At 68.0% G+C, this 25,595-nt stretch carries 21 protein-coding genes and 2 tRNA genes; 13 read left to right on the forward strand and 10 right to left on the reverse strand.

Going from position 1 to position 25,595, the window contains the following annotated elements:
• The first annotated feature begins 60 nt into the window (after positions 1–60).
• Both LZ005_RS20510 and yegQ read left to right on the forward strand, forming a co-directional pair.
• Positions 61–1,215: an HPP family protein gene (locus tag LZ005_RS20510; RefSeq protein WP_237810376.1), complete on the forward strand. Its 1,155-nt coding sequence runs from the start codon at positions 61–63 to the stop codon at positions 1,213–1,215.
• Between the two features lie 31 nt (positions 1,216–1,246).
• Positions 1,247–2,602, forward strand: a complete 1,356-nt coding sequence (gene yegQ, locus LZ005_RS20515) for a tRNA 5-hydroxyuridine modification protein YegQ (RefSeq protein ID WP_373889441.1) — start codon at positions 1,247–1,249, stop codon at positions 2,600–2,602.
• Here the strand turns inward: yegQ and LZ005_RS20520 are convergent.
• Both LZ005_RS20520 and LZ005_RS20525 read right to left on the reverse strand, forming a co-directional pair.
• Positions 2,593–3,663: an alpha/beta fold hydrolase gene (locus LZ005_RS20520; protein ID WP_237810377.1), complete on the reverse strand. Its 1,071-nt coding sequence runs from the start codon at positions 3,661–3,663 to the stop codon at positions 2,593–2,595. The two genes, yegQ and LZ005_RS20520, sit on opposite strands and share 10 nt — an antisense overlap.
• 43 nt (positions 3,664–3,706) lie before the next feature.
• Complete coding sequence (locus LZ005_RS20525) at positions 3,707–4,909, reverse strand: ammonium transporter (RefSeq protein WP_237810378.1); 1,203 nt, start codon at positions 4,907–4,909, stop codon at positions 3,707–3,709.
• 270 nt (positions 4,910–5,179) lie between these two features.
• Between LZ005_RS20525 and LZ005_RS20530 the strand changes: the two genes are divergently transcribed.
• Positions 5,180–6,514 (forward strand): MFS transporter, encoded by a 1,335-nt coding sequence (locus LZ005_RS20530; RefSeq protein ID WP_237810379.1) that lies wholly within the window; start codon positions 5,180–5,182, stop codon positions 6,512–6,514.
• Between the two features lie 9 nt (positions 6,515–6,523).
• Entirely contained in the window at positions 6,524–7,999 is a 1,476-nt protein-coding gene (gene gtfA, locus LZ005_RS20535) for a sucrose phosphorylase (protein WP_237810380.1), read from the forward strand.
• Between the two features lie 11 nt (positions 8,000–8,010).
• Here the strand turns inward: gtfA and LZ005_RS20540 are convergent, their stop codons facing one another.
• On the reverse strand, positions 8,011–8,769 hold the full coding sequence (locus tag LZ005_RS20540) for a hypothetical protein (protein ID WP_237810381.1): 759 nt from the start codon (positions 8,767–8,769) through the stop codon (positions 8,011–8,013).
• Between the two features lie 408 nt (positions 8,770–9,177).
• Positions 9,178–11,475: a TonB-dependent receptor domain-containing protein gene (locus tag LZ005_RS20545; RefSeq protein ID WP_237810382.1), complete on the reverse strand. Its 2,298-nt coding sequence runs from the start codon at positions 11,473–11,475 to the stop codon at positions 9,178–9,180.
• 218 nt (positions 11,476–11,693) lie between these two features.
• Between LZ005_RS20545 and LZ005_RS20550 the strand changes: the two genes are divergently transcribed.
• Both LZ005_RS20550 and LZ005_RS20555 read left to right on the forward strand, forming a co-directional pair.
• On the forward strand, positions 11,694–12,719 hold the full coding sequence (locus LZ005_RS20550) for a LacI family DNA-binding transcriptional regulator (RefSeq protein ID WP_237810383.1): 1,026 nt from the start codon (positions 11,694–11,696) through the stop codon (positions 12,717–12,719).
• Between the two features lie 8 nt (positions 12,720–12,727).
• Positions 12,728–13,717 carry a PfkB family carbohydrate kinase gene (locus tag LZ005_RS20555; RefSeq protein WP_237810384.1) on the forward strand — a complete coding sequence of 330 codons (990 nt, stop codon included), beginning with the start codon at positions 12,728–12,730 and terminating at the stop codon, positions 13,715–13,717.
• A 257-nt stretch (positions 13,718–13,974) separates the two neighbouring features.
• Here LZ005_RS20555 and fghA read toward each other — a convergent pair whose 3' ends face one another.
• Positions 13,975–14,817, reverse strand: coding sequence for an S-formylglutathione hydrolase (gene fghA / locus LZ005_RS20560; protein WP_237810385.1), 843 nt, complete (start codon positions 14,815–14,817; stop codon positions 13,975–13,977).
• 10 nt (positions 14,818–14,827) lie between these two features.
• On the reverse strand, positions 14,828–15,934 hold the full coding sequence (locus tag LZ005_RS20565; RefSeq protein WP_237810386.1) for an S-(hydroxymethyl)glutathione dehydrogenase/class III alcohol dehydrogenase: 1,107 nt from the start codon (positions 15,932–15,934) through the stop codon (positions 14,828–14,830).
• A 138-nt stretch (positions 15,935–16,072) separates the two neighbouring features.
• Between LZ005_RS20565 and LZ005_RS20570 the strand changes: the two genes are divergently transcribed.
• Positions 16,073–16,969, forward strand: coding sequence for a S9 family peptidase (locus LZ005_RS20570; protein ID WP_237810387.1), 897 nt, complete (start codon positions 16,073–16,075; stop codon positions 16,967–16,969).
• Positions 16,970–17,025: 56 nt separating this feature from the next.
• Here LZ005_RS20570 and LZ005_RS20575 read toward each other — a convergent pair.
• The 3 genes from LZ005_RS20575 to LZ005_RS20585 all read right to left on the reverse strand — a co-directional run bounded on the left by LZ005_RS20575 (position 17,026) and on the right by LZ005_RS20585 (position 17,627).
• A tRNA-Phe gene (locus LZ005_RS20575) sits at positions 17,026–17,101 on the reverse strand.
• Positions 17,102–17,151: 50 nt separating this feature from the next.
• A complete protein-coding gene (locus LZ005_RS20580; RefSeq protein ID WP_237810388.1) occupies positions 17,152–17,496 on the reverse strand; it encodes a zinc ribbon domain-containing protein YjdM in 345 nt (114 codons plus the stop codon).
• Positions 17,497–17,551: 55 nt separating this feature from the next.
• Positions 17,552–17,627 (reverse strand) — tRNA-Phe (locus LZ005_RS20585).
• A 68-nt stretch (positions 17,628–17,695) separates the two neighbouring features.
• Here LZ005_RS20585 and LZ005_RS20590 point away from each other — a divergent pair.
• From LZ005_RS20590 to LZ005_RS20615, 6 genes are read left to right on the forward strand one after another with little or no spacing between them, the layout of a single operon-like run.
• Complete coding sequence (locus tag LZ005_RS20590; RefSeq protein ID WP_237810389.1) at positions 17,696–18,886, forward strand: FAD-dependent monooxygenase; 1,191 nt, start codon at positions 17,696–17,698, stop codon at positions 18,884–18,886.
• A 43-nt stretch (positions 18,887–18,929) separates the two neighbouring features.
• On the forward strand, positions 18,930–19,655 hold the full coding sequence (locus tag LZ005_RS20595) for a DsbC family protein (RefSeq protein WP_237810390.1): 726 nt from the start codon (positions 18,930–18,932) through the stop codon (positions 19,653–19,655).
• Between the two features lie 28 nt (positions 19,656–19,683).
• A complete protein-coding gene (locus LZ005_RS20600; protein ID WP_237810391.1) occupies positions 19,684–20,142 on the forward strand; it encodes a (2Fe-2S)-binding protein in 459 nt (152 codons plus the stop codon).
• Between the two features lie 10 nt (positions 20,143–20,152).
• Complete coding sequence (locus LZ005_RS20605) at positions 20,153–22,348, forward strand: xanthine dehydrogenase family protein molybdopterin-binding subunit (protein WP_237810392.1); 2,196 nt, start codon at positions 20,153–20,155, stop codon at positions 22,346–22,348.
• A gap of 3 nt (positions 22,349–22,351) precedes the next feature.
• Positions 22,352–22,984, forward strand: a complete 633-nt coding sequence (locus LZ005_RS20610) for an NTP transferase domain-containing protein (protein WP_237810393.1) — start codon at positions 22,352–22,354, stop codon at positions 22,982–22,984.
• A complete protein-coding gene (locus tag LZ005_RS20615) occupies positions 22,953–24,725 on the forward strand; it encodes a M61 family metallopeptidase (protein ID WP_237810394.1) in 1,773 nt (590 codons plus the stop codon). The genes LZ005_RS20610 and LZ005_RS20615 overlap by 32 nt, the downstream gene beginning before the upstream one ends.
• A 69-nt stretch (positions 24,726–24,794) precedes the next feature.
• Here LZ005_RS20615 and trpC read toward each other — a convergent pair whose 3' ends face one another.
• Positions 24,795–25,595 (reverse strand): indole-3-glycerol phosphate synthase TrpC, encoded by an 801-nt coding sequence (trpC, locus tag LZ005_RS20620; RefSeq protein ID WP_237810395.1) that lies wholly within the window; start codon positions 25,593–25,595, stop codon positions 24,795–24,797.

Here is a 25,595-nt window from a genome sequence, read left to right on the forward strand (position 1 = left end):
ATTTTTCCGCCCAAACAAATGGGGTCTGACCCCATTTTTTCTTTGGGGCATAATCTTGGGATGCGTCATTTTCTTCCGCCGCCGCCTGCGGTGCCGTTGCCGGAACGCCTGCGTGCTGTGCTCGGGGCTTTGCTCGGGCTTGGCTTTGCGGCTCTGCTCAGCTTTCTGACCTATGGCGCCGCGCCGGCTGCCCTGTATCTGGCCGCCCCGATCGGGGCCTCGGCCGTCATCGTGTTCTGTCTGCCCGCCAGTCCGCTCGCCCAGCCGTGGCCGGTGCTGGCCGGGAATGTGGTCTCGGCCCTGGTCGGGGTCGCCGTCTGGCAGCTGCTGCCGCAGCCGCTGCTGGCGGCGCCGCTCGCGGGCGCGCTCGCCATTGCCGCCATGTTCGCCCTGCGCTGCCTGCATCCGCCCGGCGGCTCGGTGGCTCTGACGGCCGTGCTGGGCGGGGCCGCCGTGCACCAGGCGGGCTTTGGCTTCGCGCTCTGGCCGGTCGGCCTGAACTCGGCCTTGCTGGTGTTGGCGGCGCTGCTCTACAACAATCTGAGCGGGCGCCGCTATCCGCACCTGCAGCAGCTGGCCCAGACCCAGACCCATGGCACCGGCGACCGCGCCCCGACCGCGCGCCTGGGCTTCTCGGCCCAGGATCTGGAAGGGGTGCTGCAGCGCTATGGCCAGGTGCTCGACGTCAGCCTCGACGACCTCGAGGCGATCATCCTGCAGACCGAGGCGGCCGCTTATCAGCGCCGCTTCGGTGTCATTTATTGCGAGGATGTGATGTCGCTCGATGTGGTGTCGCTCGAATTCGCCACCCCGCTGCAACAGGCCTGGGACTTGATGCGGCGCCACCACTTGCATGCGCTGCCGGTGCTGAATCGGGCGCGCCGCGTGATCGGCATCCTTACCCTGAGCGACTTTCTCCAGCATGCCCAGGTCGATCAGGTGGCATCGCTGGGCGCGCGCCTGCGCGCCTTCCTGCGTCCGCGCGCGGCCCGGCACAGCGAACAGCCGGAGGTGGTCGGCCAGATCATGCACACCCAGGTCAAGACGGTGCGCGCGGATGCGCCGATCGCGTCCCTGGTGCCGCTGATGGCCAACGCCGGCCTGCACCATCTGCCGGTGGTCGACGCCGAACAGCGCTTTGTCGGCATGCTGACCCAGTCGGATGTGCTGGCGGCCTTGTATGAAACGCGGCTGGCGGAGCTGGCGGCGCGGTAAAATACGGGCTTTGCCTGTCTGTCTGCCTCCTATGTTGCGCGCTCCTGAACTCCTGCTGCCGGCCGGTTCGCTGGCCAAGATGCATGCCGCTTTCGACTTCGGCGCCGATGCCGTCTATGCGGGCCAGCCGCGCTATTCTCTGCGCGTGCGAAATAATGATTTCTCCACCCTGGACGCGCTGCGCGCCGGGATCGAGGGCGCGCATGCGCGCGGCAAGCAGTTTTTCGTGGCCAGTAATATCTTCGCCCACAATGCCAAGCTGAAGACCTACTTGCGCGATATGGAGCCGGTCATCGCGCTGCGCCCGGACGCCCTGATCATGGCCGATCCGGGCCTGATCATGCTGGTGCGCGAGCGCTGGCCCGAGGTGCCCGTGCACCTGTCGGTGCAGGCCAATGCGGTCAACTGGGCCGATGTGAAGTTCTGGCAGAAGCTGGGGCTGACGCGGGTGATCCTGTCGCGCGAACTCTCGCTCGATGAAATCGCCGAGATTCGCCAGGAATGCCCGGACATGGAGCTCGAGGTGTTCGTGCACGGGGCCTTGTGCATCGCCTATTCGGGGCGCTGTCTGCTGTCGGGCTACTTCAATCACCGCGATTCGAACCAGGGCACCTGCACCAATTCCTGCCGCTGGGACTACAAGGTCATGGATGCGCAGGAGGAGGCCAGCGGCGACTGGCAGCCGATCGCGCTGAACTTCCAGCAGGCCCTGGCCGAGGCCGAGGCGCAGGCGCCGTTTTCGTCGCTGCACCAGCAGCCGCGCCATCCGCTGGCCGACCGTCCGTGGCTGATCGAGGAGGCCGAGCGCCCGGGCCAGCTGATGCCGATCCTCGAGGATGAACACGGCACCTACATCATGAATTCGAAGGACCTGCGCGCGATCGAGCATGTGGCGCGGCTAGTGGCGATCGGGGTCGATTCGCTCAAGGTCGAGGGGCGCACCAAGAGCCTGTACTACGTGGCGCGCACGGCCCAGGCCTACCGCCAGGCGATCGACGATGCGGTGGCCGGGCGGCCGTTCGACATCGGCCTGCTCAGCCAGCTGCAGGGCCTGGCCAACCGCGGCTATACGGACGGCTTCTATCAGCGTCACCATACCCAGGACTACCAGAACTATATGCGCGGCGCCTCCGAGGCCGAGCGCAGCCAGTATGTGGGCGATGTGCTGTCGGTCGAGGATGGCTGGGCGCGGGTGGCGGTGAAGAACCGTTTCGCCGTCGGCGACCGGCTCGAGGTCGTGCACCCGCGCGGCAACCGCGACATCACGATCACGCGCATGCGCGACCGCGACGGCGCCGAGGTCCAGGTGGCGCCGGGCAGCGGGCATGAGGTGCGCATCGAGCTCGATGCGGACCTCGACCGGGCCCTGCTCGCGCGTTACCTGTAAGGGCTGTCGGCCAGCAGCTGGCGCAGCGGCTGCTGCCAGAGGGCGGCGATGGTGTGGCTGCCGTGGCCGCGCGTGGCGGGGCTCAGCGGCAGCACAATCGCGCGCCCGTGCGGCAGGCGCTGGATCTCGCGTTCGAGGATGCCCAGCTCGGGCGGATTGATCAGGTCATCGGCCGTGTTCACGGCCAGCAGCGGCGCGCGGATGCGTGCGAGCTGGGGGCCGGGATCGTAGTCGCGCGAGGCTTCCAGCTGGTACACGAGGTCGTTCGCGTCGGTGGTCTTCAGGGCCTCGTCGACGTAGGCGTCGAAGGCCTGGTCGGCGCTGGCCAGGGTGGGCGCCTGCTGCTGGCGCAGCACCGGATTACTCCCCATCAGATACAGCATGCTGACGGCGGTGCGCAGGCCGTGCGGCTGCTGGGTGTAGGCGCCCTGCTGCCAGCTGGGGTCGCGGCGGATGGCGTCGATCGCCGTGCGGCGCCAGGCGCGGTTGCGGCCGGCGATCTGGGTCGGCAGGCTGGCCAGGGGCATCAGGGCGTCCATGAAGTCGGGATGGCGCTCGCCCCAGACCCAGGTCTGCATGCCGCCCATCGAGGTGCCCATCACCAGGCGCAGGTGGTTGACGCCCAGCTGCTCGGTCAGCAGGCGGTACTGGGCCTCGACCATATCGGTGTAGCCATAGGCCGGGAAGGCCATGCGCAGGCCGTCGCTCGGCTTGGACGAGGCGCCGTGGCCGATGCCGTCGGTGAGGATGATGTAGTAGCGGCTGGCGTCGAGGGCGCCGCCGGGCGCGAACAGTTCGCCGGCAAATTCGGGGCGCAGGAACTGGGCGCTGCTGCCGCCGGTGCCGTGCGTGATCAGGACGGCATTGCGCACCACGCCGCCGGCGTCGCGCTGCGGCGTGCCCAGGGTGCGGTAGTGGATGCGCAGGGCGGCCAGCTGGGCGCCGCTGGCGAAGCGGAAGTCGCGCAGCACGGCGTCGGCCTCGGCCGGGGTGGGGTAGGGGGCGGCGCTGCTGACAGCGGCCGCGGCGGCCAGCAGCAGGCCAAGCACATAGCGGAGCATGAGATCCCTCGGAAGGTGGACAAGGCCCAGAGGGTAGCACAGGCTACCAGCTGGTTTCGCGCTCGGGCGTCGAGGTGATGTGGTGGAGCGACAGGTCGGCGCCCTGGTATTCCTGTTCGGGGTCGAGGCGCAGGCCGATGGTGCGCGCGATCAGGCCATACACGAGCAGGCCGCCGGCCACGGCGATCAGCACGCCGAGGGCGGTGCCGATCAGCTGGGGCAGCAGGGCGACGCCGCCGATGCCGCCCAGGGCCTTGGCGCCGAAGATGCCGGCGGCGACCCCGCCCCAGGTGCCGCACAGGCCGTGCAGCGGCCATACGCCGAGCACATCGTCGATCTTCCAGCGGTTCTGCACGAGCGTGAACATGGAGACGAAGATGGCGCCGGCGATGGCGCCGGTCAGCAGGGCGCCGAGCGGGTGCATGAGGTCGGAGCCGGCGCAGACGGCCACCAGGCCGGCCAGCGGGCCGTTGTAGGCGAAGCCCGGGTCATTGCGGCCCAGGAGCAGGGCGACCAGGGTGCCGCCGGCCATGGCCATCAGCGAGTTCATGGCGACCAGGCCATTCATCTTGTCGAGCGTCTGGGCGCTCATCACATTGAAGCCGAACCAGCCGACCGTGAGGATCCAGGCGCCGAGCGCGAGGAAGGGGATCGACGAAGGCGGGTGGGCGGCGATGGCGCCCGACTTCGAGTAGCGCCCGCGCCGTGCGCCCAGCAGCAGCACCGCCGGCAGCGCGATCCAGCCGCCGACGGCGTGGACCACGACGGAGCCGGCGAAGTCGTGGAATTCGGCGCCGAAGCTGGCCGCCAGCCAGGCCTGCAGGCCGAAGCGCTGGTTCCAGGCGATGCCTTCGAACAGGGGGTAGACGAAGCCGACCAGCAGGGCCGTGGCCAGCAGCTGCGGATGAAAGCGCGCGCGTTCGGCGATGCCGCCCGAGATGATGGCGGGGATGGCGGCCGCAAAGGTCAGCAGGAAGAAGAATTTGACCAGTTCAAAGCCGTTCTTCTGGGCCAGGGTGGCGGCATCGGCCCAGAAGCCGACCCCGTAGGCGATGCTGTAGCCGATGAAGTAGTAGACGATGGTGGAGACGGCCAGGTCGGCCAGGATTTTGACCAGGGCATTGACCTGGTTCTTTTTGCGCACCGTGCCCAGTTCGAGGAAGGCGAAGCCGGCGTGCATCGCCAGAATCATGATCGCCCCGAGAAGAATAAACAGCGCATTGGCCGCGTGCAAGATGCCATCCATGCTAAAAAACTCCCTGCAAAAGTGCATGTGAAAAATCGGTGTCCAATTTGAAGCAAAAAGCGTTCCAAGTTGGTGCATCGGTCTAAGTGCTTGAATTTACGGGCAGTGATTATTTTGTTCACGGCCCCAAGCGGGTTCTGTTGCACCAGCATGGTGCGCCAACTTGGTGCAAGGGCGGCGCCGGGCTGGCGCGTGAAAAAGCGTTTGCAATCGATTGCAATTGGACCTATAGTAGCGTTCACCCGCGCCGCCGCGCCCAAGGACAAGACCATGAGAGACACCCGCCCGGCCCCGCCGCCGGCCCTGAGCTGGGGCCAGATCGTGCAGATGAACGTCGGCTTTTTCGGCCTGCAGTTCAGCTTCGGCCTACAGCAGAGCAATATGAGCCCGATTTACAGCTACCTCGGGGCCGACGAGGCCGCGCTGCCGCTGCTGGCCCTGGCCGGCCCCGTGACCGGCCTGCTGGTGCAGCCGCTGGTGGGGGCGCTGAGCGACCGCACCGTGTCGCGCTGGGGGCGGCGCACGCCGTATTTTCTGACGGGCGCGATCCTGTGTTCGCTGGCCCTGTTCGCGATGCCCTACAGCGCCGCGCTGTGGATGGCGGCCAGCCTGCTGTGGATACTCGACGCGGCCAATAACATCACGATGGAGCCCTACCGCGCGTATGTCAGCGACCGCCTGCCGCCGGCCCAGCATCCGATGGGCTATCTGACCCAGAGCGCGTTCACCGGCCTGGCCCAGACCTTGTCGTATCTGGCGCCCTCGCTGATGGTGTGGCTGGGGATGGACAAGGACGCCGTGGGCGGCAACCACATCCCGCAGATCACCCAGGTGGCGTTTGTGATCGGCGCCCTGTTGTCGGCCTCGACGATCGTGTGGTCGATCTGGCGCGTGCCCGAGCTGCCGCTAAGCAGCGCCGAGCGCGCCGCGCTGGCGGCCCGTCCGCGCGGGCTGGGCGCGACGCTGGGCGAGATCTGGGATGCGCTGCGCGAGATGCCGCGGCCGATGCGCCAGCTGGCCTGGATGAAGCTGTTCCAGTGGTACGCGATGATGTGCTACTGGCAGTTCGTCGTGTATGCGATTGCGCGCAATCTGTTCGGCAGTAGCGATCCGCACAGCAGCGCCTTCCATGACGCGGTGCTGGTCAATGGCCAGGTGGGCGGTTTCTACAATGCCGTGGCCTGCGTGGCGGCGTTTGCGATGGTGCCGTTCACGCGCCGCTTCGGGGCCGGGCGCATGCACGCGCTGTGCCTGACGCTGGCCGGCATCGGCATGCTGTGCATCCCCCATGTGAAGAGCCAGGCCTGGCTGTTCGTGCCGATGCTCGGCATCGGCCTGGGCTGGGCCAGCATGATGGGCAATCCGTATGTGATGCTGGCGCGCTCGATTCCGACCGCGCGCACCGGCGTCTACATGGGCATCTTCAATATGTTCATCGTGATTCCGATGCTGATCCAGGGCCTGACCCTGCCGCTGATGTACCAGCGCCTGCTCGGCGGCGACGCGCGCAATGTGCTGGCGCTGGCCGGCGTGTTGCTGCTCTGCGCCGCCCTGGCCTGCCTGCGCGTGCAGGTGCCGGCCGAGGACGCCACCCCTTCCGCCTGAACCCCGACCATGCAAAACCAAGTACAACTGATCACCTATGTCGACCGCTTCGGCGGCCAGACCCTGAACGCACTGCGCGCGCTGCTCAATGGGCCGCTGGCGGGCGTGTTCGGCGGCGTGCACCTGCTGCCGTTTTATCACACGATCGACGGCGCCGATGCCGGCTTCGACCCGATCGACCACACGCGCGTCGATGCGCGCCTGGGCGGCTGGGACGAGGTGCGCGCGCTGGCGGCCGATTACGAACTGATGGCCGACGTGATCGTCAACCACATGTCGAGCGCGTCGCCGCAGTTCCTCGACTACCAGCAGCGCGGCGCCGCTTCGCCGTATGCGGGCCTGTTCCTGACGATGGACGCGGTGTTCCCGAGCGGCGCGCGCGAGCAGGACCTGCTGGCCATCTACCGGCCGCGCCCCGGCCTGCCGTTCACCGTCTACACGATGGCCGATGGCAGCCGCAAGCTGTTGTGGACCACCTTCACCGGCCAGCAGATCGACATCGACGTCGCCCACCCGGCCGGGCAGGCTTATCTGAGCGGGATTCTCGAGCAGCTGGCGGCCAGCGGCGTGCGCATGGTGCGCCTGGATGCGGTCGGATATGCGATCAAGCAGGCCGGCGCCAGCTGCTTCATGATGCCCGAGACCTTCGCCTTCATCGCCCGCTTCGCCGAGCAGGCGCGCGCGCTCGGGCTCGAGGTGCTGGTCGAGATCCACGCCTACTACAAGCGCCAGATCGAAGTGGCGCGCCAGGTCGACTGGGTGTACGACTTCGCGCTGCCGCCGCTGGTGCTGCACGCGCTCGAATTCGGGCGCGCCGATGCGCTGCAGGCCTGGATCGCCCAGCGTCCGGAAAATGCCATCACCGTGCTCGACACGCACGACGGCATCGGCATCATCGACATCGGCGCCGACGCCGGCGACCGCGCCGGCCAGCCCGGCCTGGTGCCGCCCGAGGAGCTCGATGAACTGGTCGAGCGCATCCACCGCAATTCGCAGGGGCAGAGCCGCCAGGCGACCGGCGCGGCGGCCTCGAATCTCGACCTGTACCAGGTCAACTGCACCTTCTACGATGCGCTGGGCCGGCACGACAGCGCCTATCTGCTGGCGCGCGCGATCCAGTTCTTCGTGCCAGGCGTGCCGCAGGTGTATTACGTCGGCCTGCTGGCCGGGCACAATGACATGGACCTGCTGGCCCGCAGCAAGGTCGGACGCGACATCAACCGCCACTACTACACGCACGCGGAAGTGCTGGCCGAACTCGAACGGCCGGTGGTGGCGCGCCTGCTCGAGCTGATCCGCCTGCGCAACAGCCATCCGGCCTTCCAGGGCCGCTTCACGAGCGTGCCGACGGACGCGGCGCACAGCCTGCGCCTGCGCTGGGAGGCCGGCGCCGACTTCATCGAACTGCAGGCCGACCTGCGCGCCAAGCAGGGCGCGATCGTGGCCAGCGAGGCCGGCACCACGCGCGTGTTCACCCTGGCCTGAGCGCCGGCCGCTCAGATGCGCGCGCACGCGTAGCCGCGCCGCTGACGGCGGTCGGGCGCGGGCGGATCGCCCGGCTGGCGCGTGCGCCGGTCCGGCGGCCCGGGGCGACCCGGCACTGGACGCCGTGCGCCGCTGGGGACAGCATGCAGGTCGGGCTGGTCGTCGCGCACGAGATCATTGCGCTTTAAATAGGGATGGCGGTTGATGCCGGCGCGCGCCTCGGCCACGGCGTCGATCTGGCGCATGGCGCGCTGCACGGGCGCCATGCGCGCCCGCCGCGAAGGCTTGCCCGAGTAGCGCGGCGGCGCCTCCAGTTTGGCGGGCGCCGCGTCGTCCGGATGGGACGTGGCCTGCGGCAGCGTCAAGCGCGGATAGCGGCGCAGGATGCGGCGGCGCGTATCGGCCAGATGCCAGCGCGCGTCACCCGGACAGCGCAGCCAGACCTCGCGCCAGGCATTGCGCACACAGTGCATCACGGCGATGACGAACTGGCGCGGCGACAGCGGGCGCCCCGCGTAGATGATGTCGTCGCCCTCGACCTGGGCCACATGATAGCGGCCCGCATAGCAGACCCGCAGCTGCGTCCCTTCCGGCAGAAACAGGCTCTTCCACTGGTAGCCGCGCAGGCTGTCGCCCTGAAAGTCGAGCCAGAAGCGGATGGCCTGCTCGACCACGCGCTCGACCGGCTGCCGGTTGCCCTTGCGCTGAAGATAAGCCTCGAGGGCCTCCAGCGACTGCCATGTGATGTTCACGCTTCGTGTATCAAACATGCTCGCTGCTCCTGAAGGTGGCGTCGATAAAGGATTAGAGCGTGCGGGCGCATTCAAGTTCCGGCGCGCGTCCCCCAAACGAGCACGTTTGATACAGGAAGCGCGAGCGAACCAGGCGCCCCGGCGGCGTTCAGGATCTGTGCGCCTGGGCTGAGCGCGCGGGTGCGAAAACGAGCATGTTTGATCTACGCGGCTGAAAGTGGAGGACCGGTGCGCGCTGTTCCGGATCGGCGTCGGCGCGTGCCGCCCCGTACCCGGCGCCAGCGCGCCGTTCTTGTTTGGCCGCGGCAGTGTGGCCCGCCCCGGAAAAATGGGGTCAGACCCCATTTCTAATAAAAAAAACCCGCCGGTGAAGGCGGGCCAAGGGAATGCCGGAGGGGAGTCCGGCCTGTGGTTCGGTGTGCGCGCTCAGAACTTGTACTTCAGACCCAGGCGAGCCGAGCGGCCATTGATGGCGCGGGCGGCGCCGCGGCCGTCGTTGCTCTCGGTGTAGCCGATCTTGTCGCCCACGTTGTAGACGCCGGCGCTCAGGGTCCAGTCCTGGTTCAACGCGTAGTTGGCGAACAGGTTCACCACCGCGTAGGCGGGCAGGGTGGCCTCGTAAGGCGTGCCCTGGGCGTCCTTGGCGCTGCTGGTGCCGACCACGGTGGCGCCGAACTGCAGCTCGCCCATCACATAGCTGGGGCTGAACTGGTAGACCATCTTGGCCTGGCGGTTCGGGGTGGTGCCGTTGTTGAGGACCTTGGCGTCGGTGTAGGTGAAGCCGCCATTGACTTTGAAGGCGCCCAGACGGTAGCCGAGTTCGACCTCGACACCCTTGGCGTCGTAGCGGTTGGCGCTGCTCTTCTGGGTGGTGGCGTCGTAGTTCGACTCGTCGGTCTTGGCCTGGAACAGGGTGACGAAGGAGCTCAGGCCGCCGCTGCGCATCTTCACGCCGCCTTCGATCTGCTTGACTTCGTTGAGCGGGACCACGCCGCGGCCGTCGAGCGGCTTGGCCGCCGGATCGAACATGATGCGGTCGGCATTGAAGGCGACGCCGTCGCTGACGCGGGCGAACACGGCCAGTTTGCTGTCGATCTGGTAGTTGACGCCGACCGAGTAGGACGTGTGGCTGAGCGTGTAGTTGATGGCCTGGGCATTACCCGGCTGGAATTTCTGGGCGACGGCCTGGTTGTAGCTGCCGCTGGCCTTCTGCTGGTCGCGGCGCAGGCTGGCGTCGATCGACAGCGGACCCTGGTCCCAGCCGATTGCGGCGTAAGGCGAGGTGGTGCGGTATTCGGCGTCGATGGCGCGCGTGCAGCAGCCGCCCCAGACGTCGGTGCCGAGCGCCACGGCGCCGTAGCTGTTGGTGCCGCTGTTGGCCAGCAGGGCCGGCTTGTCGTCGGTGGCCTGCAGCAGGTACTGGTTGAAGTTCCAGGTCAGGGCCACGTGCTGGACATTGAGGAACAGGCCGCCCGTCACGCTCAGCTTGGCGCCATCGGCCTGGGCGAAGGACTTGCTCAGCTTGACGTCATTGGTGCTCGTGCCCATGTCGTCGAGCGAGGTGTTGAACACGGTCGCCGTGAAGGCCGGGCCGGTATAGGCCTTGCCCTTGTTGGGGCCGCTGGCATAGGTGGTGCCGGCTTTCACATTGGCGACGTCGTCGGCCGGGAACAGGGACACGAAGCGGCCGCTGTTGCTGGCGGTACGGAATTTCTCGCTGAGCTTCCAGCCGTCCGCCAGGTTCAGTTCGCTTTCGACGCCGAAGGCATTGCTCTTCACGCGCAGGCCGTCGTTGACATTGGTGCCGACCTGGGTATTGTTCTTCGACAGCGTGTAGTCGGTGACCCAGTAGGGCGAGTAGAAGCTGGCCTTGCGCGGGTCGATGCCCGGGATCTCGCTGATCTGGCCCTTGCTGATGCGCACCGGCGCCGGCATGAACAGCGGCGACTGGGTGTCGAGGTGCTTGAAGTTCAGGCGCACATAGCCGTTCTCGAGCTCCTGGGTGATATTCGCCTTGAGCGCGCCGCCGTCGAGGGCATTGTTGCCGCTGTGGCGCGGGCCTTCGCCCTGCTGGCTGAAGCCGCCGATGAAGTAGCGCGTCTTCTCGCCCAGGCGGCCGCCGAGGTCGAAGTCGAGGCGCTTCTCGTCGAAGCCGAGGCCGGTGCTCAGGCCGAGGCTGCCGCCTTTGTCGCTGCCGTCACGCGTGATGAAGTTGATGATGCCGCCCGGCGAGTTGGTCGCCAGGGTCGAGCCGGAGCCGCCGCGCACCACTTCGAGCTTCTCGATCGTATTGTCGGTCGACAGGAACATGTCGGGCGTGGCGAAGGCCACGTCGCCGAACAGCAGCACCGGCAGCCCGTCTTCCTGGAACTGCACATAGCGCGAACCGCCGGCCGAAATCGGCAGGCCGCGCACGGTCACGTTGGCATTGCCGCCGCCACCGCTCGATTCGGCGCGCAGGCCGGGAATCGCGCGCAGCACGTCGGCCGCGTTCATCGGCTGGTTCTGCTGCATCTGCTCGGTGCTGAGCGAGGAAATCGAGTTCGACTGCGTCATCTTGCTGCGCGCCGTGGCGGTGCCGGTGACGATCACCTGGTCGAGCTTGAGCGTGTCCTCAGCGTCGGCCTTGGCCTGCTGGGCGTGGACGGAACCCATGTGCAGCAAGGCAAGGGCGGTGGCTGCGGCGAGCGGATGCGGGCGCAGGAAAGTGCGGGAAAAACTCACGGTAGTCTCCTCGTTGGAAAACGATTGCAATCGTTCTCGTGCATGTTATGGACGTCAGCAATTTCGTGCAGCGTTGAAATTGACGTGGATGCTATTCTGCGCAATACTGCAATCGTTTGCAATCGATTTTTGCGGTGATGGGGAAAATTTCGCCACAGCTATCGCAAACGTTTGCACATTGTTATGATCGCGGCTGTCCGTCCTTTCCCTTTGAATTCATGAGCAAGAGCCCGTCCGCACTGCAGAAGGTCCAGATGGCCGATATCGCCCGCCTCGCCGGCGTGGCCACCTCGACCGTGTCGCGCGCCCTCAGCAACAGCCCCCTGGTCAACGAGGAGACGCGCAAGCGCATCCAGGAGCTGGCGCGCTCGCTCAATTACACGGTCAACCTGGGCGCCAAGAATCTGCGCCTGGGCGACAACACCATGATCGGCGTCGTCATTCCCTACCTGGCCGGGTCGCGCCAGCACCTGACCGATCCCTTCTTCCTGGCCATGCTGGGCAGCCTGGCCGACGCCCTGACCGACCGCGGCTACGACATGCTGCTGTCGCGCGTCGAAGCCCATGCGCTCGACGAACTCGCGTATCTGCACAGCTCGGGCAAGGTCGGCGGCATCATCGTGATCGGCCAGTGGGGCCAGCATGAACAGCTGAATGAACTGGCGCGCCGCCGGCTGAACTTCGTGGTCTGGGGCGCCCAGCTGGCCCAGCAGGCCTATTGCAGCATCGGCAGCGACAATGTCGAAGGCGGCCTGCTGGCCACCGAGCACCTGCTGGCGCGCGGGCGCCGGCGCATCGCCTTCATGGGCGACAAGGCCCTGCCCGAACCCGAACGGCGCCATGCCGGCTACCTGAAGGCCTTGCGCAAAGCCGGCCTCAAGGCCGACCCGGCCCTGTATATTCCGAGCGGCTTCAATCCGCGCGAGGCCCAGCAGGCGCTGAGTGAACACCTGGCGCGCCACGGCCAGAATTTCGACGCGATCTTCGCCGCCAGCGACCTGATCGCCATCTCGGCCATGGGCTTGTTGAAGGAGCGCGGCCTGAGCGTGCCGGGCGATGTCAGCGTGGTCGGCTATGACGACATCGACGCCGCCGCCCACAGCTTCCCGCCCCTGAGCACGGTGCGCCAGCCACTCGATCTGGCCGGCGCCGCCCTGGTCGACAGCCTGCTGCAGCTGATGCAGGGCCGTCAGCCCGCCTCGCAAAGCCTGCCGACCAAGCTGGTCGAGCGCGCCTCCACTTGAATCCCGCCATGACCATTGTCCCGCCTGTCCGCATCGCCACCGCCGGTGAAGCCCTGATCGATCTGGTCGCCGATGCGGCCGGCGCCTACCAGCCTTGCCTGGGCGGCGCGCCCTTCAATCTGACGCGCGCGCTGGCGCGCCAGGGGCTCGGCGTGGCCTATCTGAATCCGCTCTCGGCCGACCGCTTCGGGCGCCAGCTGGCGGCCGCGCTGACGGCCGACGGCGCCACCCTCGGCGCGCCGACGCCGGTGGCGGCGCCGACCGCGCTGGCCATCGTCAGCCTCGATGCGCACGGCCATCCGGCGTATGCGTTCTACCGCGAAGGCGTGGCCGACCGCGCCACCAGCAGCGCAGCCCTGACGGCCGCCTGCGCGGCCCTGCCCGACCTGGCCATCGTCTGCAGCGGCTGCCTCGCGCTGGCGCCCGCCGACGGCCCGATCTACCACCCCTGGCTGGCGGCCCAGCGCGCGGCCGGGCGCCTGGTGGTCATCGATGTCAATCTGCGCCCGGGCGTGATGCCCGACCTGGACGCCTACCGCGCCCACGTGCTGGCCACCCTCGCGTATGCCGACATCATCAAGGCCAGCGACGAAGACCTGGCCGTGCTCGGCCTGGATGGCGCCGATGCCGCCGCCAGCGCGCGCCGCCTGTTTGACCACAGTCCGGCCCGGCTGATCGCCCTGACCGAGGGCGCGGCCGGCGCCAGCCTGCTGCGCCGCGCCGGCGCCGTGCGTGCGCGCGAGACGGCGCCCTTGCAGGTGGTCGACACGGTCGGCGCTGGCGACAGCTTCCTGGCTGGCCTGCTGGCCCAGCTGCTGGCCCAGGCCGACGCGCGCGGCCTGAGTGCCGCCGCCGCGCTCGACAGCGCCGACGCCGGCGCGCTGCTGACCCACGCAATCGCCACCGCCTCGCTGAATGTGCAGCGCCAGGGCTGCCAGCCGCCCCAGGCCGCCGAAGTGGCCGCCTGGTGCGCGCGCGGCAGCATCCAGCCGTATTGAAGCCGGCGGCGTGCGCCGCCCCCGCCCAAGTGATCGGCTGGCACGCCGATCAGCCGCCCAGTCGCCCATCCGCTCGGCGGCCCAGACGCTCAGCCGCTCAGTCGCTCAGTTGCCCGGCCGCTCAGTCGCTCAGGTGCTCAGGTGCTCAGGTGCTCAGGTGCTCAGCCGCTCAGCCGCCGGGTCGCCTGGTCGCCGAGCAGGGGAGGGCGCGCCGACTGACCCGCGCCCCAACTGACGCCGCCGCTGCGCGCGCCCGCCTAGCGGCTCAGCTGCGCCGCGTGAAAGCGCAGATGGTCCTCGATAAAGCTGGCGATGAAGTAGTAGCCGTGGTCATAGCCCGCATGCCGGCGCAGCGTCAGCGGCTGCTGCGCCTTGGCGCAGGCCGCCTCGAAATCCTCGGGCCGCAGCTGCACGGGCAGGAAGGGGTCGGCCAGCCCCTGATCGATCAGAATCCCGCCCGGGAAAGGCGTTTGCGCCTGCGCCATCAGGGCGCTGGCGTCGTACGCATCCCAGGCCGCCGAGCGCGCGCCCAGATAGGCGGAGAAGGCCTTCTCCCCCCACGGGCAGGCGCGCGGCGCGCAGATCGGCGCGAATGCCGACAGCGAAGCAAAGCGCTCCGGATGGCGCAACGCCAGCACCAGCGCCCCATGCCCGCCCATCGAATGCCCGCAGATGCCGATCCGGCCCGCCTGCAGCGGCAGTTCGGCCAGCAGCAGCGCATGCAGCTCCAGCAGATAGCTGTGCATGCGGTAGTGCGGGGCCCACGGCGCCGCCGTCGCATCCAGATAGAAGCCGGCGCCCGTGCCCAGATCCCAGTCGGCGTCCTCGCCGGCCACGCCGGCTCCGCGCGGGCTGGTGTCGGGCGCCACCAGGGCCAGCCCGAGCGCGGCCGCCACCCGCTGCGCGCCGGCCTTGATCATGAAGGTCTCTTCGGTGCAGGTCAGGCCGGCCAGATAGAACAGGGCCGGCACCCGCCCCTGCGCCACCTGCGGCGGCAGGTAGACGGAAAAACGCATCGGCAGGCCGATCGCCGCCGAGGCATGGCGGTAGAAGCGCTGCTGCCCGCCGAAGCAGGCGTGTTGGCTCACAAGTTCCAGCATGGGCGCGCCCTCAGTACAGCACCACCGAGCGGATCGACTCGCCGCGCTTCATCAGATCGAAGCCCTCGTTGATCTGCTCGAGTGTCAGGCGGTGGGTGATCAGATCATCGATATTCAGTTTGCCTTCCATGTACCAGTCGACGATCTTCGGCACGTCGGTGCGCCCGCGCGCGCCGCCGAACGCGCTGCCGCGCCATTCGCGCCCCGTGACCAGCTGGAACGGCCGCGTCGAAATCTCCTGGCCGGCGCCGGCCACGCCGATGATGAAGGACTTGCCCCAGCCCTTGTGCGTGCATTCGAGCGCCTGGCGCATCACGTCCGTATTGCCGATGCATTCGAAGCTGTAGTCGGCGCCGCCGTCGGTCAGCTGGATGATGTGGTCGACCACATTCTCGACCGCGCGCGGATTGATAAAATCGGTCATGCCGAACTGGCGCCCGATCGCCTCGCGCGCCGGATTGATGTCGATGCCGATGATCTTGTCCGCGCCCACCATGCGCGCCGCCTGGATCACATTCAGGCCGATCCCGCCCAGGCCGAACACGGCCACCGTCGCTCCCGCCTCGACCTTGGCCGAGAACACCACGGCGCCCACTCCGGTGGTCACGCCGCAGCCGATGTAGCAGACCTTGTCGAACGGCGCATCGGGCCGGATCTTGGCCAGCGCGATCTCCGGCACCACGATGTAGTTCGAGAAGGTCGAGGTGCCCATGTAGTGGAACAGCGGCTGGCCATTGAGCGAGAAGCGCGTGGTCGCGTCGGGCATCAGGCCCTTGCCCTGGGTGGCGCGGATCGCCTGGCACAGATTGGTTTTGCGCGACAGGCAGAATTTGCACTGGCGGCATTCGGGCGTGTACAGCGGGATCACATGGTCGTCCTTGCGCAGCGAGCTCACGCCCGGGCCGACCTCGACCACCACGCCCGCGCCTTCATGCCCGAGAATGGCCGGGAACAGGCCCTCGGGGTCGGCCCCTGACAGCGTGTAGTAATCGGTATGGCAGATGCCGGTGGCCTTGAGTTCGACCAGCACTTCGCCGGCCTTGGGAGCGGCCAGGTCCACGGTCTCGATCGTCAGCGGGGCACCGGCTTTCCAGGCGATGGCGGCTTTGGTTTTCATGCGCGCTCCTTGAGGGGAAGGGGATCAATATCACAAGGCCGTCAGCTTAGCCCAAAGCGGCGACCTGTGCTTGCCGTCCTGTCCATGCTGCGCATGTGTTAATTTAGTCGCCTTACCATTATTCTCAGAGGGGGAAGCATGTCGCAGCGTATCGTCAGCCTGATCCTCAGCCTCGGCCTGCTGGCCGCCGGCGCCGCCTGGGCGGCCACCCCGGTGCCGCGCGAGATCATCAGCGATCCCAAGCTGGACGCCAAACACCCGCCGCGCATGGAGGTCGTGCACATTCCGACCGGCGGCGTGCAGGTCAATGGCGTGCTGTACGTGGCCGGCGGCCCCGGCCCCCATCCGACTCTGGTGTTCTTCCACGGCCTGCCCGGCAATGAAAAGAATCTCGATCTGGCCCAGGCCGTGCGCCGCGCCGGCTGGAACGTACTGACCCTGAACTACCGCGGCTCCTGGGGCAGCCCCGGCACCTACAGCTTCGCCCAGAACCTCGAGGACGCGCGCGCCGCCCTGGCCTTCGTGCGCGAGCCGGCCAATGCGGCGCGCTACGGCATCGACCCGGCGCGCCTGGTGATCGGCGGGCATAGCATGGGCGGCTGGGTCACCAGCCTGACCCTGGCCGAGGACAAGGCCCTGCTCGGCGGCTTCATCATTTCGGCCGGCGACATGGGCAAGATCGGCGCGCTGGCGCGCCAGAACCGCGCCGCCGTGGTGGCCGCGATGAACGACAACCGCGAGGCCCTGGCCGGCGTCAGCGGCGAGAGCATGACCGAGGAACTGAGCGCCCACGCGGCCGAGTGGAGTTTCGACAGTGTGGCCCCGAAACTGACGGCGGCGCGCTTCCTGATCCTGTATTCGGCCGATTTCGTCGAGCAGGACTCGGTCCAGCTGGCCGCCGCGATCCGGCGCGCCGGCGGCGGCGCCCAGCTGGCCGTGACGCGCGTGCCGACCGACCATTCGTGGTCCGACCGCCGCATCGAGCTGGCCGCCCTGGTCGTGCACTGGCTGCGCAAGCTGCCCGCGCGGCCCTGAACGGCGCCGCCCCCGCCAAAACAAACAGCCGCCCGTGGGCGGCTGTTTGCATATTCTGGTGGCCCGGGGCGGAATCGAACCACCGACACAAGGATTTTCAATCCTCTGCTCTACCAACTGAGCTACCAGGCCAAGGCGGCGGATTATAGCAAGCCGGCGCCGCACTGGCCAGACGGGCTGGCTCAGGCCTTTTTCACGAATTCCGTCTTCAGGCCCATCGCGCCGAAGCCGTCGATCTTGCAGTCGATGTCGTGGTCGCCCTCGACCAGGCGGATGTTCTTCACCTTGGTGCCCTGCTTGACGACGCCGCCGCCGCCTTTGAGCTTGAGGTCCTTGATGACGACCACGGTGTCGCCGTCCTGCAGCACATTGCCGGAGGCGTCGCGCCAGACCTTGGCCGCTTCCTCGGCCGCGGCCGCGGCCTGCACCGGCCATTCGTGGCCGCATTCGGGGCAGATATATTGGCCCATCCCGTCCTCATAGGTGAGGGCGGACGCGCATTGGGGGCAGGGGGGCAGGGTCGACATGGGCTGGGCTCCAAAGCAAAACGCCAGGCACGGGGCCTGGCGTCTTTATTATTCTTGGTGGCCCGGGGCGGAATCGAACCACCGACACAAGGATTTTCAATCCTCTGCTCTACCAACTGAGCTACCAGGCCAAGAGGCATGATTATAGCAGGCATCTGAAAAAAAGCAAACACCCGGGGCCGAGGGCTATAATGCCCGCATGAGCACCTCCACGATTGCGAGCGCCGTTTGCATAGTCGGCAACGGCGCCATTGCCAAGACCGCCGCCCTCGGTTTTGCCCAGGCCGGCCATACGGTCACCCTGCTGGCGCCGCCCCATCCGCGCCCGAGCCCGGTCGCTGACTGGGACACGCGCGTCTACGCGCTCAATCACACGGCCCATACCCTGCTGTCTGGCCTGCGCGTCTGGGATGCGCTCGACGCCAGCCGCGTCGCCCCGGTCGAACAGATGCGTGTGGCGGGCGACGGCGCCACCCCCGGCCTGCTCGGCTTTGATGCGTATGGCGCCCATGTCGGCACCCTGGCCTGGATCGTCGAGGACCAGAACCTGACCCAGGCGCTGGACGCGGCCCTGCGCTTTGCGCCCCACGTCCAGCAGATCAGCGGCCGCGCCAGCGCTCTGGCCAGCGACGCCGAGGGCGTCAGCCTGCAGCTCGAGGACGGCCGCAGCCTGCGCTGCACCCTGCTGGTCGGCGCCGACGGCGCCCAGTCCTGGGTGCGCGGCCAGTGCGACATCGGCTACGACTACCGCGCCTACCACCAGCGCGGCGTGGTCGCCAATTTCAGCTGCAGCCAGCCGCACCACGGCGTGGCGCACCAGTGGTTCCTCGGCGCCGATGGCATCGTCGCCCTGCTGCCGCTGCCGGGCCAGCGCGTGTCCCTGGTCTGGTCGGCCCCGGACGCGCTGGCCGACACCCTGCTGCGCGAAGGGCTGGACGCGCTCGCGGCCCGCCTGCAGACCCTGGCCGGCGCCGAACTCGGCACCCTGAGCCCGCTGCAGCCGCATGCGGTCCAGGCCTTCCCCCTGAAACTGATCCGTCCGCACGCGCTGACGGCCGCCCGTGTGGCCCTGATCGGCGACGCCGCCCACCAGGTCCACCCGCTGGCTGGCCATGGGATGAACCTCGGCTTCGGCGACGTTCAGGACCTGCTGGCCGCGGTCGCCGCGCGCGAACCGCAGCGCGACATCGGCGACCCGCGCGTGCTGGCCCGCTATGCGCGCGCGCGCCACGAAGACGTGCTGCTGATGCAGCTCGCCACCGACGGTCTGGCGCGCCTGTTCGGCACCGATCTGGAGCCGCTGCGCGTCATTCGTAATTTCGGATTAAACTTGCTGGATAAATTGCCCTTCGTAAAGCGCAAGCTCATCACGCAGGCGCTGGGCAAGTGAGCCGTCCCCGACCCGGGGACGCCGTCTGTTGAGTGGAGATTGCATGGGTAAGAGTCAAATCGCGCTGTTGTTGTCGGCCGGCCTGCTGGCGGCATGTGTAAATGCTGAAACGCCGACCGAGGCCAATATCAAGCGCCTCATCGAACCGCGCCTGGGCAATGGCGTCAAGGTCGAGGCCGTGCGCGAAACGCCGTATGCGGGCCTGTATGAAGTGCGCACCCAGGGCGAAATCCTGTACACCGACAAGTCGGCGCGCTATCTGTTCGTCGGCAATATCTTCGACACCACGACCTCGCAGAACATCACGCGCGAACGCATCGACGAAATCAACAAGATCAGCTTCAAGGACCTGCCGCTCGAGAACGCCATCAAAATGGTCAAGGGCAATGGCAAGCGCGTGATCGCCATCTTCGAGGACCCCAACTGCGGCTATTGCAAGCGCTTCCGCCAGACCACGCTCAAGGAACTCGACAACGTCACCGTCTACACCTTCCTCTACAACATCCTGTCCGAGGATTCGAGCGTCAAGTCGAAGAACATCTGGTGCGCGCCCGACCGCGCCAAGGCCTGGGACGACTGGATGATCAGCGGGAAGATGGCGCCGGCCGCCGCCGCCAACTGCGAGACCCCGAACGACCAGGTGTTCGCGTTCGGCCAGAAACTGCGTATCAACGGCACCCCGACGATCTTCTTCGCGGACGGGTCCCGTATTCCAGGCGCCATTTCCACCAAGGATCTGGAAGCCAAGCTCGCCACCATCAAGCAGTAATCAACCAGACAAGCAAGGGGGAGAAGGCATGATCACATTGAACATCAATGGCAAGGACATGCAGGTCGACGCCGATCCGTCGACCCCGGTCCTGTGGGCGCTGCGCGACCATCTGAATCTGACCGGCACCAAGTTCGGCTGCGGCGCCGCCCTGTGCGGGGCCTGCACCGTCCATCTGAACGGCGAGCCGATCCGCTCCTGCATCACGCCGATCTCGGCGGTGATGGGCCAGAAAATCACCACCATCGAAGCGATGGAAGCCGACAAGGTCGGCAAGGCCGTGCAGGACGCCTGGGTCAAGCACGACGTGCCGCAATGCGGCTACTGCCAGAGCGGCCAGATCATGAGCGCCACGGCCCTGCTGCGCAAGAACAAGCATCCGTCCGATGCCGACATCGATGGCGCCATGAGCGGCAATATCTGCCGCTGCGGCACCTACCAGCGAATCCGCGCGGCCATCAAGGACGCCGCCAAAACTCTCGCCTGAGGAGGCCGCCATGCGAAGCGAATGGATGCAAGCGCTGCCCCAGCCGGCCGCGCCCACCGGCGGTCTGTCGCGCCGCGCGTTTCTGAAAGCGGCCGGCGCCGGCCTGGTGATCAGCTTCTACGTGCCGCTGGCGCGCGCCCAGGGCGCCGCGCCGGCCCCGTCCCAGCCGAATGCCTTCCTGCGCATCGGCCCCGATAACAGCATCACGGTGGCCATCAACCGGCTCGAATTCGGCCAGGGCGTGCACACCGGCCTGAGCATGGCGATCGCCGAGGAACTCGAGGTCGACTGGAAGCAGATGCGCGCCGAACTGGCGCCGGCCGGCGCCGCCTATTTCGACCCCGCCTTCGGCATGCAGATGACCGGCGGCTCGGGCTCGATCGCCCACTCGTTCACCCAGTACCGCGAAGTCGGCGCGCGCGCGCGTCAGATGCTGGTGGCGGCCGCCGCCGCCCAGTGGAACTGCAAGGCCGACGCCTGCACCTGCGCCAAAGGCATGGTCATGGGTCCGGACGGGCGCAAGGCCAGCTACGGCCAGCTGGCGCAGGCCGCCACGCAGCAGAAGCTGCCCGAGAAGGTCAGCCTGAAGTCGCCCAAGGACTTCAAATTCATCGGCAAGCCGATGCCGCGCCTGGACGCGCGCGACAAATCGACCGGCAAACAGGTGTTCGGCATGGACTTCAAGCCGGCCGGCACCAAGGTCGTCGTGATCGCCCGTCCGCCCGTGTTCGGCGCCAAGGTCGCCAAATTCGATGCCAGCCGCGCCAAGGCCATCCGCGGCGTGCTCGACGTGATCGAAGTGCCACTCGACCGTGGCGCGCGCGGCCTGGCCATCATCGCCGACGGCTTCTGGCCCGCCAAGCAGGGGCGCGAGGCCCTGGCCATCGAGTGGGACACCAGCGCCGTCGAGAAGGTCGACACGGCCGCCCAGATGGCCCAGTTCAAGGCCCTGGCCAAGACGCCCGGCACCATCGCCCATGCGGCCGATGTCGGCGCACTGGCCACGGCGCCGAAGAAGATCTCGGCCGTCTACGAATTCCCGTATCTCGCGCACGCGCCGATGGAGCCGCTCAACTGCGTGATCGAAGCCGGCGACGGCAAGTGCACGGTGTGGGCCGGCTCCCAGTTCCAGACCTTCGACCAGATGGCCGTGGCCGGCGTGCTCGGTCTGAAGCCCGAGCAGGTCACGCTGCACACGATGATGGCCGGCGGCGGCTTCGGCCGGCGCGCCGTGCCGACCTCCGACTACCTGGTCGAGGCGGCCCACATCGCCAAGGCCTGGCAGGCGGCCGGCCAGCGCGGCCCGCTGAAAGTGATCTGGACGCGCGAAGACGACATCCGCGGCGGCTACTACCGCCCGGCGCACGTGCACCGCGCCGAGATCGGCCTGGACGACAAAGGCCGCATCCTGGCCTGGGATCACACGATCGTCGGCCAGTCGATCATCACCGGCTCGCCGTTCGAGGCCTTCATGGTCAAGAACGGCGTCGACGCCACCATGGTCGAAGGCATGGGCGAACCGTATGCGGTGCCGCTCAAGCTCAGCGTCCACAACGCCAAGGCGAATGTGCCGGTGCTGTGGTGGCGCTCGGTCGGCTCGACCCACACCGCCTTCGTGATGGAGACCCTGCTCGACGAAGCGGCCGCGCTGGCCGGGGTCGACCCGGTCGCCTACCGCAAGCAGCTGATCGGCGACAAGCACCCGCGCGTGACGGCCGCGCTCGACCTGGCCGTGGCCAAGTCCGGCTACGGCAAGAAGGCCCTGCCCAAGGGCCGCGCGTATGGCGTGGCCGTGCACCAGAGCTTCAATTCCGTGGTCGCCTACGTGGTCGAAGTCTCGCTCGTCAATGGCGCGCCCAAGGTGCACAAGGTGACCGCCGGCGTGCACTGCAACCTGGCCGTCAATCCGCTGTCGGTGGCCGCCCAGGTCGAAGGCGCGGCCCTGATGGGCCTGGGCACGACCCTGCCCGGCGCCGCCATCACCTTCAAGAACGGCGAAGTCGAGCAGCGCAACTTCGACAGCTACAGCATGGCGCGCATGCACGACATGCCCCAGGTCGCCGTCCACATCGTGCCCTCGACCGAGGCGCCGACCGGCATGGGCGAACCGGGCCTGCCCGCGCTCGCCCCGGCCGTGGCCAATGCCATCGCCAAGCTGACCGGCAAACGCCTGCGCAAGCTGCCCTTCGATCTGGCCAGCGCCTGAGCCATGACGGCGCCCCCGGTCGGCATCCTCCTGGCCGCCGGCAGGGGGCGCCGCTTCGATCCGAGCGGCGCCCGCAATAAACTGCTGCAGCCCCTGCCCGGCGGCGAGTGTGTCGCCGCGGCCAGCGCGCGCACCCTGCTGACCGTGCTGCCGCGCGTGCTGGCCGTGGTGCGCAGCGACGACGATCTGGCGGCGCGCCTGCGCGCGCTCGGCTGCGAGATCGTGCTCTGTCCCCAGGCCGACAACGGCATGGCCGCCTCGCTGGTGCAGGGCATAAGGGCCAGCGCCGATGCCGCGTCCTGGCTGATCGCCCTGGCCGACATGCCGCTGGTGCGGCCTGACACGGTGCGCGCGCTCAGCGCCGCCCTGGCCGCCGGCGCCAGCATCGCCGTGCCCGAGTACGCAGGGCGGCGCGGCAACCCGGTCGGCTTCCAGCACCACCACCTGACGGCCCTGCTGGCGCTCGCGGGCGACCGCGGCGCGCGCGCCCTGGTCGCCAGTGCCGACACGCGCGCCGTGGCGGTCGACGACCCCGGCATCCACGCCGACATCGACACCCCGACATCCCTTACACTAGCGGCCACCGCCTCCCCGACACCGACGCATGAAGACCCCCGCCATCCGCTACACGATTGAGCCGACCGACCTGGCCGGCCACCTGTTCACCGTCACCCTGCATGTGGCCCAGCCCGACCCGGCCGGCCAGGTGCTGGCGCTGCCCGCCTGGATCCCCGGCAGCTACATGATCCGCGAGTTCGCGCGCAATATCATCAGCATCGCGGCCAGCAGCGGCGGCAAGCCCGTGCGCCTGCGCAAGCGCGACAAGCACAGCTGGCAGGCCGCGCCCGTGGCCGGCCCGCTCGAGCTGCGCTACGAAGTGTATGCCTGGGACCTGTCGGTGCGCGCCGCCCACCTCGACCAGACCCACGGCTTCTTCAACGGCACCAGCGTGTTCCTGCGCGTGCACGGCCAGGAGCAGCAGCCGCACGAAGTCGAGATCCGCCGTCCCCAGCATGCCAGCGCCAAGACCTGGCGCGTGGCCACCGCCATGCGCGAGAAGGGCGCCAAGCGCTACGGCTTCGGCACCTATGTGGCCGACGACTACGACGAACTGATCGACCACCCGGTCGAAATGGGCGACTTTCAGCTGGCGACGTTCAAGGCGCACGGCATCGCGCACGACATCGTGTTCACCGGCCAGGCGCCGCAGCTCGACCTGGCGCGCCTGCAGGCCGACCTGAAACGCATCTGCGAGACCCAGATCGCCTTCTTCGAGCCGCGCAGCCGCCAGGCCCCGATGCAGCGCTACGTGTTCATGACCATGGTCGTCGGCGACGGCTACGGCGGGCTCGAACACCGCGCCTCGACCGCGCTGGTGTGCGCGCGCGCCGACCTGCCGACCAAGCGCACCGGCAGCGGCGCCGATCTGCCCGACGGCTACATGAAATACCTCGGCCTGTGCAGCCACGAGTACTTCCACACCTGGAACGTCAAGCGCATCAAGCCCGCCGTGTTCGCGCCCTACGATCTGCAGGTCGAGAACTACACGCCGCTGCTGTGGCTATTCGAAGGCTTCACCAGCTACTACGACGACCTGATGCTGCTGCGCGCCGGCCTGATCGACGAAGCGCGCTACCTGAAGGAGCTGGGCAAGACCATCGGCGGCGTGCTGCGCAGCGCCGGGCGCACGCGCCAGAGCGTGGCCGAATCGAGTTTCGACGCCTGGACCAAGTACTACCGCCAGGACGAGAACGCGCCGAATGCCATCGTCAGCTACTACACCAAAGGGTCGCTGGTGGCGCTGGCCTTCGACCTGCACATCCGCGCCCAGACCAAGGGCAAGCGCAGCCTGGACGACATCATGCGCGCGCTGTGGCAGCGCTACGGGCGCGATTTTTACCAGGGCGGCGCCCGGGGCGTGAGCGAGCAGGACGTCGAGCAGCTGTTCGAGGAAGTCAGCGGCCTGAAGCTCAAGCCCCTGTTCGACAAATGGGTGCGCGGCACCAGCGATCTGCCGCTGGCCAAGCTGTACGCCCCGTTCGGCGTCAGCCTGAAGGACGAGCGCAAGCGCAGCAAGCCCTCGCTCGACGTGAGCAGCGTGCGCGAGGGCAGCGACACCCGCCTGACCCAGGTGCACAGCGGCGGCGCGGCGCACCAGGCCGGCCTGTCGGCGGGCGACATCGTGATTGCCGTGGACGGCCTGCGCGCCGGCGCCTTGCCCGAGCTGCTGGCGCGTTACGCGGTCGGCGACACGGTGACCGTGCACGCCTTCCGGCGCGACGAGCTGATGCAGTTCGAAGTCACCCTGCAGGGCGAGCGCATTCCCAATATCAGCCTGACGGCCGACCCCAAGCACAAAGGCCTGGCGCGCCCGTAACGCCAAGAAAAATCGGGGTCAGACCCCATTTATCCGCAAAGAAAAATGGGGTCTGACCCCGATTTTTCTTCAGGCGAACAGGCGGGCCAGTTCGGCGCCGGGGTCGGGGGCGCGCATGAAGGCTTCGCCGACCAGGAAGGCGTTGACGTCGTGGCCGCGCATGCGCGCCACGTCCTCGCGCGTGGCGATCGCCGATTCGGTCACCACCAGGCGGTCGCGCGGAATGCGCGGCAGCAGGTCGATCGTGGTGTCGAGCGTGGTCTCGAAGGTGCGCAGATTGCGGTTGTTGATGCCGACCAGGGTGGTCTGCAGCTTCAGCGCCGCCGTCAGCTCTTCGCCATCGTGCACTTCCACCAGCACGTCCATCCCGAGCTCGTGCGCGCAGGCTTCGAGTTCGGCCATCAGGCCGTGATCGAGCGCGGCCACGATCAGCAAGATGCAGTCGGCCCCCATCGCCCGCGCTTCATATACCTGGTACAGGTCCATCATGAAGTCCTTGCGCAGCACCGGCAGCTCGCAGGCGGCGCGCGCGGCCTGCAGATAGGCGGGCGCGCCCTGGAAGAACTGCACGTCGGTCAGCACCGACAGGCAGGCGGCGCCGTGGCGCGCGTAGCTCTCGGCGATCCGGGCCGGCTCGAAGTCGGGCCGGATCACGCCTTTCGAGGGCGAGGCCTTCTTCACTTCGGCGATGATGCCGGAAGCGCCGGCCTCGACCTTGGCGCGCAGGGCGGCGCCAAAGCCGCGCAGGCCGGCGCGCAGTTCACGGTCGCTTTCGACGTCGCGCCGCAGGCTCTCGAAGCTGCGGTACTTGCGCGCCGCCGCCACTTCCTCGGCCTTGACGGCCATGATCTTGTTGAGAATATCGGACAT

Origin of the sequence: Massilia sp. TS11, from assembly GCF_022012445.1 — a bacterium.
Classification (GTDB): domain Bacteria; phylum Pseudomonadota; class Gammaproteobacteria; order Burkholderiales; family Burkholderiaceae_D; genus Telluria.

Coding starts and splice junctions, on each gene's coding strand:
- LZ005_RS20510 (WP_237810376.1), top strand. CDS start 61: ATGCGTCATTTTCTTCCGCCGCCGCCTGCGGTGCCGTTGCCGGAACGC.
- yegQ (WP_373889441.1), top strand. CDS start 1,247: ATGTTGCGCGCTCCTGAACTCCTGCTGCCGGCCGGTTCGCTGGCCAAG.
- LZ005_RS20520 (WP_237810377.1), bottom strand. CDS start 3,663: ATGCTCCGCTATGTGCTTGGCCTGCTGCTGGCCGCCGCGGCCGCTGTC.
- LZ005_RS20525 (WP_237810378.1), bottom strand. CDS start 4,909: ATGGATGGCATCTTGCACGCGGCCAATGCGCTGTTTATTCTTCTCGGG.
- LZ005_RS20530 (WP_237810379.1), top strand. CDS start 5,180: ATGAGAGACACCCGCCCGGCCCCGCCGCCGGCCCTGAGCTGGGGCCAG.
- gtfA (WP_237810380.1), top strand. CDS start 6,524: ATGCAAAACCAAGTACAACTGATCACCTATGTCGACCGCTTCGGCGGC.
- LZ005_RS20540 (WP_237810381.1), bottom strand. CDS start 8,769: ATGTTTGATACACGAAGCGTGAACATCACATGGCAGTCGCTGGAGGCC.
- LZ005_RS20550 (WP_237810383.1), top strand. CDS start 11,694: ATGAGCAAGAGCCCGTCCGCACTGCAGAAGGTCCAGATGGCCGATATC.
- LZ005_RS20555 (WP_237810384.1), top strand. CDS start 12,728: ATGACCATTGTCCCGCCTGTCCGCATCGCCACCGCCGGTGAAGCCCTG.
- fghA (WP_237810385.1), bottom strand. CDS start 14,817: ATGCTGGAACTTGTGAGCCAACACGCCTGCTTCGGCGGGCAGCAGCGC.
- LZ005_RS20565 (WP_237810386.1), bottom strand. CDS start 15,934: ATGAAAACCAAAGCCGCCATCGCCTGGAAAGCCGGTGCCCCGCTGACG.
- LZ005_RS20570 (WP_237810387.1), top strand. CDS start 16,073: ATGTCGCAGCGTATCGTCAGCCTGATCCTCAGCCTCGGCCTGCTGGCC.
- LZ005_RS20580 (WP_237810388.1), bottom strand. CDS start 17,496: ATGTCGACCCTGCCCCCCTGCCCCCAATGCGCGTCCGCCCTCACCTAT.
- LZ005_RS20590 (WP_237810389.1), top strand. CDS start 17,696: ATGAGCACCTCCACGATTGCGAGCGCCGTTTGCATAGTCGGCAACGGC.
- LZ005_RS20595 (WP_237810390.1), top strand. CDS start 18,930: ATGGGTAAGAGTCAAATCGCGCTGTTGTTGTCGGCCGGCCTGCTGGCG.
- LZ005_RS20600 (WP_237810391.1), top strand. CDS start 19,684: ATGATCACATTGAACATCAATGGCAAGGACATGCAGGTCGACGCCGAT.
- LZ005_RS20605 (WP_237810392.1), top strand. CDS start 20,153: ATGCGAAGCGAATGGATGCAAGCGCTGCCCCAGCCGGCCGCGCCCACC.
- LZ005_RS20610 (WP_237810393.1), top strand. CDS start 22,352: ATGACGGCGCCCCCGGTCGGCATCCTCCTGGCCGCCGGCAGGGGGCGC.
- LZ005_RS20615 (WP_237810394.1), top strand. CDS start 22,953: ATGAAGACCCCCGCCATCCGCTACACGATTGAGCCGACCGACCTGGCC.
- trpC (WP_237810395.1), bottom strand. CDS start 25,595: ATGTCCGATATTCTCAACAAGATCATGGCCGTCAAGGCCGAGGAAGTG.